Annotated in this window: 9 protein-coding genes; 7 read left to right on the top strand and 2 right to left on the bottom strand. The window is 60.6% G+C overall.

The features are described from left to right. Position 1 precedes the first annotated feature (1 nt). The gene (gdhA, locus tag ABIE59_RS05800; RefSeq protein ID WP_354445113.1) at positions 2 to 1,351 is read right to left on the bottom strand and encodes an NADP-specific glutamate dehydrogenase; all 1,350 of its coding nucleotides are present in this window, start codon (positions 1,349 to 1,351) and stop codon (positions 2 to 4) included. Positions 1,352 to 1,602: 251 nt separating this feature from the next. Between gdhA and ABIE59_RS05805 the strand changes: the two genes are divergently transcribed. Together ABIE59_RS05805 and ABIE59_RS05810 are read left to right on the top strand one after the other, a co-directional pair. Further along, the gene (locus ABIE59_RS05805; RefSeq protein ID WP_354445115.1) at positions 1,603 to 3,627 is read left to right on the top strand and encodes a TonB-dependent receptor domain-containing protein; all 2,025 of its coding nucleotides are present in this window, start codon (positions 1,603 to 1,605) and stop codon (positions 3,625 to 3,627) included. 179 nt (positions 3,628 to 3,806) lie between these two features. After that, positions 3,807 to 5,438 (top strand): BCCT family transporter, encoded by a 1,632-nt coding sequence (locus ABIE59_RS05810; RefSeq protein WP_354445117.1) that lies wholly within the window; start codon positions 3,807 to 3,809, stop codon positions 5,436 to 5,438. A gap of 68 nt (positions 5,439 to 5,506) precedes the next feature. On the opposite strand, the gene ABIE59_RS05815 is transcribed toward ABIE59_RS05810, so the two are convergent. Continuing rightward, positions 5,507 to 5,944, bottom strand: a complete 438-nt coding sequence (locus tag ABIE59_RS05815) for a potassium channel family protein (RefSeq protein WP_354445324.1) — start codon at positions 5,942 to 5,944, stop codon at positions 5,507 to 5,509. Positions 5,945 to 6,098: 154 nt separating this feature from the next. Here ABIE59_RS05815 and ABIE59_RS05820 point away from each other — a divergent pair, with 154 nt between their 5' ends. The 5 genes from ABIE59_RS05820 to ABIE59_RS05840 are packed head-to-tail and all read left to right on the top strand — an operon-like array spanning position 6,099 to position 14,545. Beyond that, positions 6,099 to 7,340, top strand: coding sequence for an efflux RND transporter periplasmic adaptor subunit (locus tag ABIE59_RS05820; RefSeq protein WP_354445119.1), 1,242 nt, complete (start codon positions 6,099 to 6,101; stop codon positions 7,338 to 7,340). Further along, on the top strand, positions 7,337 to 10,495 hold the full coding sequence (locus ABIE59_RS05825) for an efflux RND transporter permease subunit (RefSeq protein ID WP_354445121.1): 3,159 nt from the start codon (positions 7,337 to 7,339) through the stop codon (positions 10,493 to 10,495). The genes ABIE59_RS05820 and ABIE59_RS05825 overlap by 4 nt, the downstream gene beginning before the upstream one ends. A gap of 34 nt (positions 10,496 to 10,529) precedes the next feature. Next, positions 10,530 to 11,183 carry an ABC transporter ATP-binding protein gene (locus tag ABIE59_RS05830; RefSeq protein ID WP_354445123.1) on the top strand — a complete coding sequence of 218 codons (654 nt, stop codon included), beginning with the start codon at positions 10,530 to 10,532 and terminating at the stop codon, positions 11,181 to 11,183. 6 nt (positions 11,184 to 11,189) lie between these two features. Further along, positions 11,190 to 13,448 carry an FtsX-like permease family protein gene (locus ABIE59_RS05835; RefSeq protein WP_354445125.1) on the top strand — a complete coding sequence of 753 codons (2,259 nt, stop codon included), beginning with the start codon at positions 11,190 to 11,192 and terminating at the stop codon, positions 13,446 to 13,448. Then, the gene (locus ABIE59_RS05840) at positions 13,445 to 14,545 is read left to right on the top strand and encodes a lipocalin-like domain-containing protein (protein ID WP_354445127.1); all 1,101 of its coding nucleotides are present in this window, start codon (positions 13,445 to 13,447) and stop codon (positions 14,543 to 14,545) included. The genes ABIE59_RS05835 and ABIE59_RS05840 overlap by 4 nt, the downstream gene beginning before the upstream one ends.

A 14,545-nucleotide genomic window follows, 5' to 3' on the forward strand; every position in this document is an offset into this window, starting at 1 on the left:
ATCAGATAACACCCATGGCGTTCATCGCCTTGGCAACGCGCAGGAAGCCGTTGACGTTGGCACCCAGCACGTAGTTGCCCTCGGCACCGAACTCGGCGGCAGTTTCATAACAGTTCTTGTGGATATCGATCATGATTTCCTCAAGGCGCTTCTGGGTGTAATCGAAAGTCCAGGAGTCGCGGCTGGCGTTCTGCTGCATTTCCAGGGCGGACGTGGCAACACCGCCGGCGTTGGCGGCCTTGCCAGGGCCATAGGCAATCTTGGCATCCTGGAACACGATAATGCCTTCAGGCGTAGTCGGCATATTGGCGCCTTCAGCGACGGCGATACAGCCATTCTCAACCAGGGTCTTGGCATCTTTACCGTTCAGCTCGTTCTGGGTGGCGCAGGGCAGCGCCACATCGCACGGAACACTCCAGATGTTGCCATCTTCCACGTACTTGGCGTCTTTATGGAACTCAGTGTAGGCGCTGATCCGGCGACGCTCCACTTCCTTGATGCGTTTCAGGGTCTGCAGGTCGATGCCCTTCTCATGAACAATCATGCCCTGGGAATCGGAGCAGGCAATGACCTTGGCGCCCAGCTCGTGGGCTTTCTCGATGGCGTAAATGGCCACGTTGCCGGAACCGGAAACCACCACGGTTTTGCCTTCCAGCGAGTCACCACGGGCTTTCAGCATTTCGTGGGTGAAGAACACCGTGCCGTAGCCGGTGGCTTCAGTACGGGCGCGGCTGCCGCCCCAGTCCAGGCCTTTGCCGGTAAACACGCCGGATTCGTAACGGTTGGTGATGCGCTTGTACTGGCCGAACAGGTAACCAATCTCACGACCACCTACGCCGATGTCGCCGGCAGGTACGTCGGTGTACTCGCCCAGGTGGCGGTACAGCTCGGTCATCATACTCTGGCAGAAACGCATGATCTCGTCGTCGGACTTGCCCTTGGGGTCAAAGTCACTGCCGCCTTTACCGCCGCCAATGGGCAGGCCGGTCAGGGCGTTCTTGAAAATCTGTTCAAAGCCCAGGAACTTGATGATGCCGAGGTACACGGACGGGTGGAAGCGCATGCCACCTTTATAGGGCCCCAGGGCGCTGTTGAATTCAACGCGGAAGGCGCGGTTGATATGAATCTCGCCGCGGTCGTCCTGCCATGGCACACGGAAGATGATCTGGCGCTCGGGCTCACAGATACGCTGGATGATCTTCTTGTCGGCAAACTCCGGGTACTTCACCAGAACCGGCCCGAGGGTTTCCAGAACTTCGTGAACCGCCTGGTGGAATTCGCTCTCGCCCGGGTTACGGTGCAGAACGTCCTGGAAAATCGGTTCGAGTTTTTCGTCGAGTTTAACTGTCATGGCAAGGCCCTCGGAATACGCGTATTGAAAACCGCCGAAAAGCGGTTGCCCAAAAAAAGGGCAGTGATTGCACCACATTGGCGCATAAGTTGGCAAGATGGCCGGGTAAAATTTATTCAAACCTCACCCTTAGGGGTATCTCCAACGGGGTGCGGCATTGTGTCCCAAGCCAGGCGTGTTGTCGCCCGTTAGAATTTCCGACATTCGTTATTCCTCTTTATCAAACCGCGCCGTTACAAGGAACGCCCTGCATGCTCAAGAAACGTCTGGCTCGCAGTATCAGCCTGGTGTTGGCTGGTTTTACCCTCACCCCTGCCGTTCACGCCCAGATGGAAGGAGAAGATTCGTTACTGATACGGGTGACGGAGGGGCAATCCGCAGAGGCGGCAAGGCTTTCGGCTGCCGCCGTGCATTCGGAGCCGGTGCAGCGGTTGTCGGGCAGCGCGTCGGTGTCGCTGTCTCGAATGGGAGGGCGGGGCCTTGACCCGGTGATTCGAGGCCAGAATGAGGAACGGGTAGACGTGCTGCTGGATGGCATGCGGGTTGAAGGTGCCTGCCCAAGCCGTATGGACCCGCCCACCAGTCGATTGAGCACGTCACTGGCGCCGGTGCTGGAGGTGCGCACCGGTAATCGCACCCTGCGCTGGGGGCCGATTGCCGGGGGGCAGGTGGTGGCGACCACGGCGGCTCCGGAATTTTCCGGCGAGAATCTCACCACGGGCCATCTCACCTTGGGCGGTGCGGATAATGGCGATGGCAAGCTGGTGAATGGCAGTGTCGCGGTTGGTAGTAAGGCCTCCTACCTGCGGATGGCCGCAGGCTATGACGAAGCCAACGATTATGAGGACGGCGACGGCAACAAGGTTCGCAGTTCCTATGAGAACACGGAGGGCCGGGTGGATGCTGCCTGGACCGCAGACAACGGCTTTTATATCAAAGGCCTGGTCAGCCGTCAGGAAGAGCGGGATGTGAAGTTCCCGGGCCGTGGCATGGATGCGCCAAAAACCGATACTGACCTCTATAGACTGGAAATCGGCGCACCGGTGGCCGAGGGTGGCTGGAGCCTGATGGCCTGGCAGGCAGACGTGGACCATGTGATGGATAACTTCAGCCTGCGGGAGTCTGCCATGAAAATGCAGACCGGCTCGCAAACCCGCACCCAGGGTGCCCGTCTGGTGCTGGATCAGACCATCAACTTTACCAAAGACATCGCCATTGGGTTGGACGTGGAAACTAATGAGTGGGATGCCACCATGTACAACGGCATGAATCTGGACAACCCGGCGTCGTTGATGTGGCCGGGTGTGGAGCGGGACCGTGTTGGTGTCTTCGTGGAGGCATTTCACCGGATTCGGGTCAATACCCGCCTGGGTGCCGGTATCCGCTATGACCGGGTTGAAATGGATGCCACTCGCGCCGGAGACAGCTTCCGGATGATGCCCGGGGCGCCCATGACCATGACCCCTGCCATGCTGTATATGAGCGCCTATGGCGTGACGGACACCAAGGCCGACGATAACAATGTCAGTGGCTTTGTCACCGGCGAGTGGCGACTGTCTCCGATCAACACCCTGGAAGCCACCGCTTCGCATAGTGTTCGCTCCCCCAGCGTGAACGAGCGCTACGTTGCCCAGAGAACGATGCGAGGCTCCTGGATTGGTAATCCGGATCTGGAAACCGAAAAGCACAACAAGCTGGACGTGAGCCTGTCTGGCCGTTATGGCAACTGGAGCTGGCGGCCGGCGGTCTGGGTGGACCAGGTAGAAGACTATGTTTATCGATTTGATACCCGCAATCCAGACGGCACGGTGGATACCCGGTACGCCAACATCGATGCTCGATTACTGGGTGTGGAAGGTCTGGTTGGCTGGAGCAACGGCACCTGGAGTACCAGTAGCAAGCTGGCCTCCGTTCGCGGAGAAAATCGCGATGCGGACAAGGCCCTGCCGAGAATTCCGCCGATCCAGTTTATCCAGACCTTGGGCTGGCATTATCAGGGGCACACCCTGGAGGCCGAGTGGCAACTGGCTCGCCGGCAGGATCGGGTGGATCTGGAGTCCGGCCTGGACCCAAGCACCTCACCGGGTTATGGCGTGTTCAATCTGTCGGGAACCCATCCGCTGGTGGCGAACCTGAGCTTTACCTGGGCGGTGGATAATCTGTTTGACAACACCTGGGCGTATCACGTCAGTAAGGACAACCTTGCCGACAGCGGTGTTTTCAGGGTCAACGAACCCGGTCGCACCCTGCGTGCCGCGCTGACCGCGCGCTGGTAGAAACGCTTATGGCGGTTGCCCGCTTCTCATAGCCGGCGGGTGACATTGTGCCCCGGGTAGATGACGAATCTGCCCGGGGCTTTTTTTGATGCCCCGGCCGGGGATTCGGAATGGCCGTGCGGATGCGGCTAGAATGAAAGCGTTTTCGTTCCTAAAGTCACCGGAATATCAGGTTTGTTATGAGTCATCGGCCCGGCTGGGTGTTCTACTGTTCTTTCGTTCTGCTGGTTCTGTTCGTGGTGGCCGGGGGCCTGATGCCTGCCGAGTTGTCACGGTACGCCCACGAGGCGCTGGAATTCACCACCCTGCACTTCGGCTGGTTGTATCTGTTTGCGACCTCGGGATTTCTGGTGTTCTGTATTGCCGTCGCCGCTGGCAATTACGGCAAGATTCGCCTGGGTGCCGATGGTGAGGCACCGGAGTTCTCCTATCTGACCTGGCTGGGCATGATCTTTTCCGCCGGGATGGGGGTTGGCCTGGTGTTCTGGGCGGTGGCCGAGCCCATGAGCCATTTTGTGGCGCCCCCGTTTGACTCGGCTGAGCCTCGTGGCCCACAGGCCGCGAGCATGGCGATGCGGTATTCCTTGTTTCACTGGGGCTTTCACCAGTGGGCCAACTTTGCCCTGGTGGGTCTGGCCATTGCCTATGTGCGCTTCCGCCTGCAACGCCCGGGTTTGATCAGTGAAGCCTTCCGCTCCACTCTGGGTAATCGGGTCGACTCGGGTATCGGGCATTCCATCAATATCCTGGCTGTTGTCTCCACCGTGTTCGGGGTGGCAACCACCCTCGGCCTGGGGGTTATCCAGATTAACAGTGGTTTGGGTGCTGTGGCCGGTACCGCGTTCGGCGTTACCCAACAACTGTTCATTCTTGCCGGCGTTGCGGTTGTGTTCCTGCTCTGTTCCCTGGCGCCGCTGGAGAGCGGGATTCGCTATGTGAGTGACGCCAACATGCTGCTGGCGGCGGGGTTGCTGGTGTTTGTGTTCTTTATGGGACCGACCGATTTCATCACCGCTGCCATGACCAATGCCATTGGTGACTATTTCGCCAACATGGTCGGCATGAGTCTGGTGATGACGCCCTACACCGGAGATGACTGGGTGGAGCGATGGACCATCTTTTACTGGGCCTGGGGGTTGTCCTGGGCACCCTTTGTCGGCAGCTTTATTGCCCGGATTTCCCGGGGTCGAACCATCCGGGAGTTTGTGTTCGGGGTGATAGGCATGCCGGTGTTGCTTAGCATTGTCTGGTTCTCCACCTTTGGCGGCTCCGCGTTGTATTTCGAGCTGTTTGAGGGGGCCGCCCTGGGTGATGCCGTACTGGCGGAGATGAGCTCGGCCCTGTTCGCCACGCTGGACTACCTGCCGGGCACCGCCGTTATTGGCGGCCTGATGCTGGTGCTGATCGTGCTGTTTGTGATTACTTCCGCCAACTCGGCTACTTTTGTTCTGGGTATGTTTACCAGTAAAGGGGTGCTGAACCCGAAACGCTGGTCCCGCTTGACCTGGGGCATAGTGCAGGTGTCTGTGGCCGGGGTATTGTTGCTCAGTGGCGGTCTGGAAGCGTTGCAGACAATATCGATTCTGGCGGCATTCCCGTTCATGGTGCTGATGATCTTTATGGCAGTTGCCTTGTTGAAGTCGCTACGTAACGAGCAGCGGCAGATTGAGCTGCATGAAGCGATGACCCGGGAACGCTTGCTGCGCCTGCTGGCAGAGAATGATCATCTGGGCGACGAAGGGTTAAGGGCCGAAATGGAGTCCCCGGCCGATGGATCGGCTCAGGCGCAGGAAAACAACCCGCAATCCTGAGCAGAAAGGCGGGTTACGCTTGATACTTCCCCTGGAGCTTAATGGGACTGGATAGCGGGCCATGGTCTCTACCGGGTCGGCCAGTAGCGCTGCATCTCCAGGAACAGGAACGAGGCACTCCAGGTAATTAGAAGGAATCCGGTGAGCGCCTCAATTCCGGTCAGGTGGCGGAGTGGCCCGAGGGCCTCGATATCGCCGTAACCGAGGGTGGTGAACGTGGTAAACGAAAAGTAGACGGTGGTCATCAGGCTGCCGTCAAAGTTGCCCGCCAGCTCGCCCCAACCTTCAGCGTGATGCATGAGGTAAAACGCCGTGGCGAAAATCCAGACCTCTGCGGCGTGGGCGGTCAGGCAGCCGAGCACCGCCACAATCAGACGGAAGTGGTGACTTCTGCGCATTTTGCCGAGGAGGCTGCTCAGGCGAAGCAGCGTCTCATTGTGAATACCGACCACGATACAGACCAGTGCAGTGTTCAGTAGCGTTACGTTCAAGAGGGTGTCGTGCATGATTTCCAAGGAACGGAACTCCCGGTTGAGCGTGCGCGGCAAGCAGGCTGTGAGCATTTGTCGTAGCCTGGCAACAATCCGATTGATGTCGGAAATTGTATAGTAGTTTTAGCGCAGTGATGCGACCTTTCCACTCCAAGCGTGAAATTTGCCCATGTACAAGCGTCTGATTCCCCTCCTCATCGTGGCCATTGGCGTTGCAGGCTTTCTGTTGTTGAAGGCGACGCGGCCTCAACCACCTGAAGTCTCTGCCTCAGAGCGCAGTTGGCAGGTGCAGGTACAGCCGGTGGTTCCGGGAACCCGGGTGCCGGTGCTTCCGCTCTATGGGGAGGTCGTGGCGCCTGATCAGCAAACCGTGACCGCCACCCTGGCGGGACGCATTGCCGAACGGCCAGCCGCGGAAGGCAGGCGTGTGCGCCAGGGAGACCTATTGTTGGCCTTGGATGACGCAGATATTGAGCCAGCCCTGGCCCAGGCCAGAGCTCAGGTGGAAGACCTGCAGGCCCAGATCCGCTCCGAGCAGGTGCGCCACCGCAACGACCAGCGGGCACTGGTCAGCGAGCAGGCCATTGTGGACAACGCCCGTCGGCAGTTTGAACGGATTGAGTCACTGGTGGGCCGTAACCTGGCGTCCCGGGAGAACCTAGAGGCGGCAACGGATGCCTTGGCGCGGGCGGAATTGACCGTCAGTAGCCGTGAGCGCGCAATCGATGAACACCCCGCACGGCTGCAAAGCCTGCAGGCCAGGTTGTTGCAAGCTGAAGCAAATCTGGCAGCAACTGAGAGAGACAGCGAACGGGCCCGGGTTGTTGCCCCGTTTGATGGCGTGGTCACCAACGTGCAGGTGGCAGTGGGTGATCAGGTATCCCGTAACCAGTCGCTGTTGTCAGTATACCCGCTGGCGGGCTTGGAAGTGCGCGCCCGAGTGCCCGAAGTATTCCAGCGGGAACTGATCGGGGCGCTGGATCGGGGAGAATCACTGAACGCCTATACCAGGGACCGGGAGCATCAATTTTTCCTGAGCCGCTTTGCCGGGCTTTCAGACCCCGCCGGTACCGAAGCTGTTTTGGTGATGAAGGAAAAGTCAGTCGGCTTGCGCCCCGGAGCCTTGTTGCCTCTGATGCTGGAGCGACCAGCACGAGAGCGAGCTGTAGAGGTTCCATTCAGTGCCCTGTACGGCGCAGACAGCGTTTATCTGATGACCGATGATCAGCGCATGCAGCGGGTGCAGATAGAGCGGATTGGCGAGGCCATAGCCACTAATGGAGAACGCCGGTTACTCATCGCCGGCGACTCGTTAACGCCCGGCGCCCGGCTGATCACTACCCATCTTCCCAATGCCATGACTGGCCTGAGAGTTGAAGTGGCGGGCAACAACGGGGAGTCATCAGAGTGAGGCGCAGAAAGGGTGTCATCGGTTTCTTTGTACACCATCGGGTAGCTGGCAACCTGGTTATGCTGGTGATGATCCTGGGCGGTGTGCTGGCCCTCAGCCGGATGAATATCCAGTTTTTCCCCACCTTCGCCCTGGATGTTGTCAGCGTGCGGGTGGTGTGGAGCGGCGCGTCTGCGGAGGATGTTGAAAGGGGCATCACCGATCCCCTGGAACAGCGGCTGCGCAGCGTCGATGGCCTGAAGAAAATGACCTCCACCTCGGCCCAGGGTATTTCGTCTATCACCCTGGAATTCCACGAGGGAACAGACCCCATCCAGGCGGTGGACGATGTTCGTCAGCAGGTGGATGAGTTCAACAACTTCCCCGCCGATGCAGAAGAGCCTCAGGTGGCGCGGTTAGAGCGCTACGAGCCGGTGGCCCGACTGCTGATTTATGGTGAGGTGGACCGGAGCGAGCTGCGCAGCCTGGTATACCGCTTTGAGGACGAGCTGCTTGATCGCGGTATTGATCGTATTGCCATTCGTGGCCTGCCTGAACAGCAGATCAGTATTGATGTGCCGCTAGAGCGGCTGGAGCCCCTCGGACTGTCATTGGAACAGATTGCCGACAGGGTAGCCTCGTTATCGCGGGACCTGCCAGCGGGCATGATGGCCCAGCAGGACGCCACCCGGGAATTGCGTTCGGTGGAACAGAGGCGAAGCCCTCAGGCGTTCGAGACCATTCCTGTGCTGAGCGGTGACCGGGTGCGAATGCAGCTGGGGGATATCGCCATCATCCGCCAGGAAGCCAGGGATAACCAGACGGTGATGGAGAACGAGGGCTTGCCCGCCGTTGAGCTGCAACTGCAGCGGGCGGAAAACGGCAACTCCCTCGCCGCCGCCAAGGTTCTGGAAACCTGGCTGGAGGATACCCGGCCGGTGCTGCCGGCGTCCATCAAGATGGAAGTGTATGACGAAACCTGGCAGTTGCTGCAGGACCGTATTTCCCTGTTGGTCAATAATGGTCTGGGTGGTCTGGTGCTTGTGGTTGGGTTGCTGTACCTGTTCCTGCCGGGGCGAGTCGCCATGTGGGTGGCAATCGGGATTCCCACCGCATTTTTGGCGGCGTTGGCTGTGCTCTGGCTGATCGGTGGCTCGATCAACATGATTTCTCTGTTTGCCCTGATCATGGCGCTGGGGGTCATTGTGGATGACGCCATTGTGGTGGGGGAAGACGCCGACGCCCACGCCCGCATGGGAGAGGAATCCATTCACGCCTCCGAGGGGGCCGCCAAACGGATGGTCTGGCCGGTGCTTGCCTCTTCTTTGACCACCGTGGCAGCGTTTATGCCGTTACTGGTGGTAGGTGGCGTGATCGGCAACATCCTGGGCGACATTCCCCTGGTGATGATCTGTGTGCTGATTGCCTCATTGGTTGAATGTTTCATTGTGCTGCCGGCGCACTTGCGCCACGCCTTCAAACGCAAAGCCGGCGTTGCCGGTAAGCCTGCGACAGTCAGACCTCGGGCAAACCCGGTCACCCGATTGCGCAACGGCTTTGAGCGCCGTTTCGATGCGTTTCGTGATGGCCCTTTCCGGCGTTTTTCCCGGTACAGCCTGAAACACCGCGGCGTAACAGTGGCCAGCGCGCTGGCTCTGGCAATCGTCACCGTCGGTCTGCTGGCCGGTGGTCGCCTGGGCTTCAATTTCTTTCCGACACCCGAACCCTCGGTGTTCTACGCCAATGCCAGTTTCGTCGCCGGCACGGACAAGCGTGTAGTGGCAGAGTTCATGCGCGATATGCAACGCACGCTGAATGAAACAGAGCAGGCGCTGGGCGGCGACCTGATTCTCCATGCAGTGACCACCTACGGTGCCACTCAGGGTGCTGAGGGCAGCTCCCGTAACGATGATGAGCTGGGTTCCATGTTGGTGGAACTGGTGCCCTCAGACCGCCGGGATGTCCGTAACCCGGAGTTCATTGAACAATGGCGCCAGCGGCTATCGCTACCCGCCGGTCTGGATTCGCTCAATATCAGCGAACGTCAGGCCGGGCCGCCGGGGCGGGATGTGAATATCCGCCTGACCGGTGACAGTGCCGAAAACCTCAAGCGCGCGGCAGAGGAAGTGGCCCAGGCGCTCAGTACCCTGCCCGGTGTGCTGGATGTCGAAGATGACATGCCCTGGGGCCGGGAGCAGCTGATCTATCAGGTCAGCGCCTACGGCGAGGCCCTGGGCCTGACCACCGTTGATCTGGGCCGCCAGTTGCGGGCCGCATTCGATGGCCGTATAGCCCAGATCTACCAGGACGGTCGTGACGAGATCGAAGTACGGGTCCAGCTCCCCAGGGATCAGAGGGAGCGTTATTCCACCCTGGAGCAACTGACCGTACGAATTCCCGATGGCCGCTTTGTGCCGCTGACCCAGGTGATGAACCTGGACCACCGCCAGGGCTTCCAGGCCCTGCGCCATGCCGATGGCAAGCTGGCGGTGGAAGTCACTTCGGCCCTGAATACCCGAGTCGCCACCACCGATCAGGTCCTGGAAAGCCTGCAGGCCGGCGCCCTGCCGGACATTGCCAGTCGTCATGGCGTGCGCTACAGCTTTGAGGGCCGCTCCGCTGACCAGCGCGAAACCATGGACGACATGAAGACGGGTTTGATGATCGGGGTCGCGTTGATGTACGTGGTGCTGGCCTGGGTGTTCGCTTCCTGGAGCCTGCCGCTGATCGTCATGGCGATCATTCCCTTTGCCCTGGTCGGTGCCCTGCTGGGGCATTGGCTAATGGGCTTGCAACTGACCATCCTGTCGCTGTTCGGGCTGTTTGGCTTGTCCGGTATTGTGGTCAACAACGCGATTATTCTGGTCTCGTTCTACAACCAGCAGCGTCAGAAAGGACTGGGTATTACCGATGCCCTCAATGAGGCGGCCGTGCAGCGGGTTAGAGCCGTCCTTCTGACTTCCCTGACCACCATAGGTGGTTTGTTGCCACTGTTGTTTGAAACCTCCCTGCAGGCGCAGTTCCTGATCCCCATGGCGACGTCCATTGCCTTTGGCCTGGGGTTGTCCACGTTCCTGGTGTTGCTGGTGATACCAGCCTTGTTATCGTGGCTGGAGCAGTTCCGGGAATGGCGGGCCCGGCGCCATGGTGAAGAACCGGAACCGCTGCAGGGGTAATCGTGCTCAGCAAGGTCGGCCAGGAGGAGATGCAATGACAGGCAGTGCGGTGACAGTCAGCGGCTTGGGCAAGACCTTCGGGCGGGGACCGGCGGCGGTTTCGGTGCTGTCCGGTTTGAGCTTCGATCTTCCCGCTGGCCAGTCCCTGGCTCTGATGGGGCGTTCCGGCTCCGGCAAGTCCACCTTGCTGAATATTCTGTGTGGCCTGGAGCAAGCGGACGCCGGCACCGTGATGTTGTTGGGCGAGAACGACTCGACCGCTGACTGGCCATGCCTGCGTCGCGAGCGAATCGGTGTGGTGTTTCAGGAAGCCAACCTGATGCCCACGTTGTCGCTGCTGGATAATGTGCGCTTTCGTGCTTCGCTGGCGGGCCAGCCTGAAACCCGTTGCCAGCATTGGCTGGAGGTTCTTGGGATCGGTGACCTCGGCCACCGCTTCCCGGATCAGGTGTCGGGCGGCCAGCGCCAGCGGGCGGCGCTGGCCATGGTCTTTGCCATGGCGCCGGATCTGATCCTGGCGGACGAGCCTACCGGCAGCCTGGACCGCCACACAGCCAATGACGTCGCCGATGCTCTGTTCAGGCTCCAGGGTGAAACCGGTTGCAGTCTGATTCTCGCCACCCACGACCCGGAGCTGGCCGCCCGTTGCCAGCAGACGCTGGATCTTGGCCATCGGTCCGGGGGCTGACTGCCCATGACCGTGTTTACCGCATTGCTCAGTCACTATCGCCGGCACCCCTGGCAGGGCGCCGCGCTGGCGATTCTGATGTTGCTGGCCACCGCCTTGTGGACCGGGATTCACCACCTTACCAGCCAGGCCCGTGACAGCCTGGGCCAGAGTGAACGGCTGGTGGAGGTGCGTGAACAGGTGCAACGAGTTGACGGTGCAGAGCTTACCGTAGAGGATTTTGTGTTGCTTCGCCGCCAGGGCCTGTGCGTGATGCCCTGGCTGGAGGTCTTGCCGGAGGGCGAATCCCGCCGGGTGATTGGTGTCGACCCTCTGGCGGCTCTGTGTTTTCAGGGCCAGGGCGATGTGGCTACGTTCGATGGCCAGCCGCTGGTCGGCCAGCCTTTTCTGGATATCGCCGACGCAGCTGCTCTAATGGCCGCCGAACAGCAGTTGTTCCTGATCCTGGCGGCGGGCGAGGGTCCTTTGCCCTCGGCCTATCGCACGGCCCCTTTCGCTTTGTCACCGGATACCGGTCAGTTGGGCGACAGTTTCCTGCTGAACCTCGATGCTTTGAGTGTGCTGGTGTTGCTGATTACCGGGTTGCTCCTGCGCAGTGTCTACCTGTTGTCCCTGTCCCAGCGCCGGGACAGTTTCGCGCTCCTGACCCGCTTTGGGGTATCCGGCCGGCGGGTGCGCGGGCATCTGCTGTTGGAGCTTCTGTGTCTCGCCGCCATCACCCTGATACCAGGTATCTGGATCGGTCAGGCGCTGGCCTCGGTGCTGGAGGGAGGCTTCGCTAATGTCATGGAAGGGCTTTTTGATAGCCGTCAGTTAGCGACTGGCGGCAACCACTGGCTGGTGCCCGCATTGGTGATGACCTTGCTGCTGCTGGCTGTGGCCATCGTGGATTGGCTGATGCCGATGGCTGCGTGCGCCATGCCGGGCAGCCGTCTGCGGCCCGCAGCGGCTGCATTGTTGGTGTTGGCCGGCCTGGCCGGTGTGTGGCTGGCCGATGCCTTGTGGTTGCTGTTTGTGGCGCTGGCACTGGTGCTGGCCGGTATCGGGTGGTTGATGCCACGGGGCCTGTCGTTGTTATCTGGTGCAGGTGTGCGTGCCAGCGCCCAGCCGGGTTGGCGTTGGTGGTGGGCCGAGTTTGGTGTGTTGTGCCGGCGCCTGGCATTGCCCCTGGTGGCGTTACAGTTTTCCCTGGCCATGGTGTTGGCCGTGCAGGCTTTGGTGATTACCTTTGAGGACACCTTTGATCGCTGGTTGGGCCAGCGGTTGTCGGCGGATGTCTACATGCAGGTGCCCGATGGCGCGGACAGCGCACTGGCTGCCAATTGGCTGACGGAACATCTTCCAACCGCAGACGAAGGGCTTTGGCACCATGTGCAGCGTGGCTCGGGCCGCTTCCGGTATACGCAAGCCTGGCAGGATGTGGATGTCTTTGCGGTAACGCCGGTTGGCCCGTTGATGACCGGCTGGGGCCTGCTGGAGCAGACATCGCAACCCTGGCAGAAACTGGCGTCTGGAGCGGGGATCATGGTTAATGAACAGCTTGCCTATCGTCTGGATTTGTCCGTGGGTGACCAACTGGAACTGGTGTTAGCGGAGCAGGTCCAAAGCCTGCCGGTGCTGGCGATCTACCCGGATTACGGTCGACCAGCGGGGGAAGTTCTGATTGCCGGGCAGAGCCTGCCAGCGGATTATGACCTGACGTTCGAGAGCTTCTCGCTTTCCCCGGCCAGTGTCAGCTTGCAAACCATTACAGGCGCCTTGCGGACACTCTGGGGCGAGCCGGCTTTGACCATCCGGGACAACCGCGCCATTCAGGATCTGGCCAACCGGGTGTTTGAGCAGACCTTTATGCTGACCCGTGCGATGACGGTGCTGACCCTCGCCCTGGCGGCGGTTGCCCTGTTGCTGATGGGCTGGGTGTTTCTGTCCACCCGCCTGTGGTACTTCCGACTGCTGGAAGTCTGGGGTATGACTAAAGCAGAGATCTTCCGGAAACTCCTGCTGTTGGCGCTGGCAGTCACTCTGAGTGCAGCGGCGCTGGCCTTGCCGCTGGGTGTTGGCCTGACCTGGGTGCTGGTGCACCGTATCAACCCCCTGGCCTTCGGCTGGTCACTGCCGATGGCTGTCTATCCGGTCTTCTGGTTGGAATTGCTGGCCCTGGCGTTGCTGATTGGCGGCTGTATTGCCTTGCTGATGCGCCGGCAGTTGGGGCGCCCTGCGGTTCGCCCATCGGTGACCGGCAGCGTGACGGGAGAAGAGCGATGAGGCTCCGTTGGCTGACCATGATGCTTGTCTGCGGGCTGCTTGCCGGTTGCAGCGAGCCGGGCACAGACGCAGGTTTTGCCGGCCTGGGCGGAGCGGCCGGCCCCGAGGACGGATTCGAGCAGCCGGGACCGGGCACGGAACTGGTTTTCCCCCGGGACTTCGGCCCCCATCCGGCCCACCGCATCGAATGGTGGTACCTCACCGCGAATCTGGAAACGGACGCTGGCGAACCGCTGGGCTTGCAATGGACACAGTTCCGCCAGGCCATCAAGCCCCGCGATCTTGAGACTGAAGCTCCTGATCCCTCGGGCTGGCCATTGCAGGCGGCCTGGATGGCCCATGCTGCCGTCAGCTACCGGGAGCAGCACTGGTTCGGTGAACGTCTGGCCCGGGGTGATCTGGGCCAGGCCGGCGCCACCGTGGAGCCATTCCAGGTCTGGCTTGACCATTGGCAATTGACCACGGGTGACTCCCCGGACGATTGGCAGGTGCAGGTCCGTCACGGGCAGCCTGATACCGACGACTACTGGGCGTTTGACCTTGAACTGACCGTGCGGGGTGCGCCGGTCGCCCACGGCGTGAGCGGCTTCAGCGCCAAGTCAGCCAGCGGCGAAGGTTCCATGTACTTCAGCCTGGTGGATATTGAAGTGACCGGACAGGTGAGGTTAGGGCGTGAAACTCTGCCAGTGCGCGGCAAGGCCTGGTTCGACCGGGAGTGGAGTAGTCAGTTTCTCAAAGCGGGCCAGCAGGGCTGGGACTGGTTTGCCCTGCACCTGGATTCCGGCGACAAACTGATGGCATTCCAGCTTCGGGAGCAGCAAGGTCAATTTCGCTCCGGTACCTGGATACCAGTAGGTGGAGACCCCATGGCCCTGGCTCCGGGCCAGTTGCAACTGGACCCGGACATCAGCGCCGGGCCTGTGCCCACCCGGTGGCGCTTGACCGTACCGGACCATGGTGTCGATCTGATGCTGTCGGCTCCTCCGGGTAACTACACCAATGATGGTTTGTATCCGTACTGGGAAAGCCCGGTAACGGTGACTGGCAGTCACACAGGGGTAGGGTATATGGAATTGACGGGCTACTCCGGGCAGTAG

Origin of the sequence: Marinobacter sp. MBR-99 (assembly GCF_040547575.1) — a bacterium.
Lineage (GTDB): Bacteria > Pseudomonadota > Gammaproteobacteria > Pseudomonadales > Oleiphilaceae > Marinobacter.

Bases quoted from the DNA above. Each gene is read 5' to 3' on its own strand.
- gdhA (WP_354445113.1), bottom strand. From the start codon at position 1,351: ATGACAGTTAAACTCGACGAAAAACTCGAACCGATTTTCCAGGACGTT.
- ABIE59_RS05805 (WP_354445115.1), top strand. From the start codon at position 1,603: ATGCTCAAGAAACGTCTGGCTCGCAGTATCAGCCTGGTGTTGGCTGGT.
- ABIE59_RS05810 (WP_354445117.1), top strand. From the start codon at position 3,807: ATGAGTCATCGGCCCGGCTGGGTGTTCTACTGTTCTTTCGTTCTGCTG.
- ABIE59_RS05815 (WP_354445324.1), bottom strand. From the start codon at position 5,944: ATGCACGACACCCTCTTGAACGTAACGCTACTGAACACTGCACTGGTC.
- ABIE59_RS05820 (WP_354445119.1), top strand. From the start codon at position 6,099: ATGTACAAGCGTCTGATTCCCCTCCTCATCGTGGCCATTGGCGTTGCA.
- ABIE59_RS05830 (WP_354445123.1), top strand. From the start codon at position 10,530: ATGACAGGCAGTGCGGTGACAGTCAGCGGCTTGGGCAAGACCTTCGGG.
- ABIE59_RS05835 (WP_354445125.1), top strand. From the start codon at position 11,190: ATGACCGTGTTTACCGCATTGCTCAGTCACTATCGCCGGCACCCCTGG.
- ABIE59_RS05840 (WP_354445127.1), top strand. From the start codon at position 13,445: ATGAGGCTCCGTTGGCTGACCATGATGCTTGTCTGCGGGCTGCTTGCC.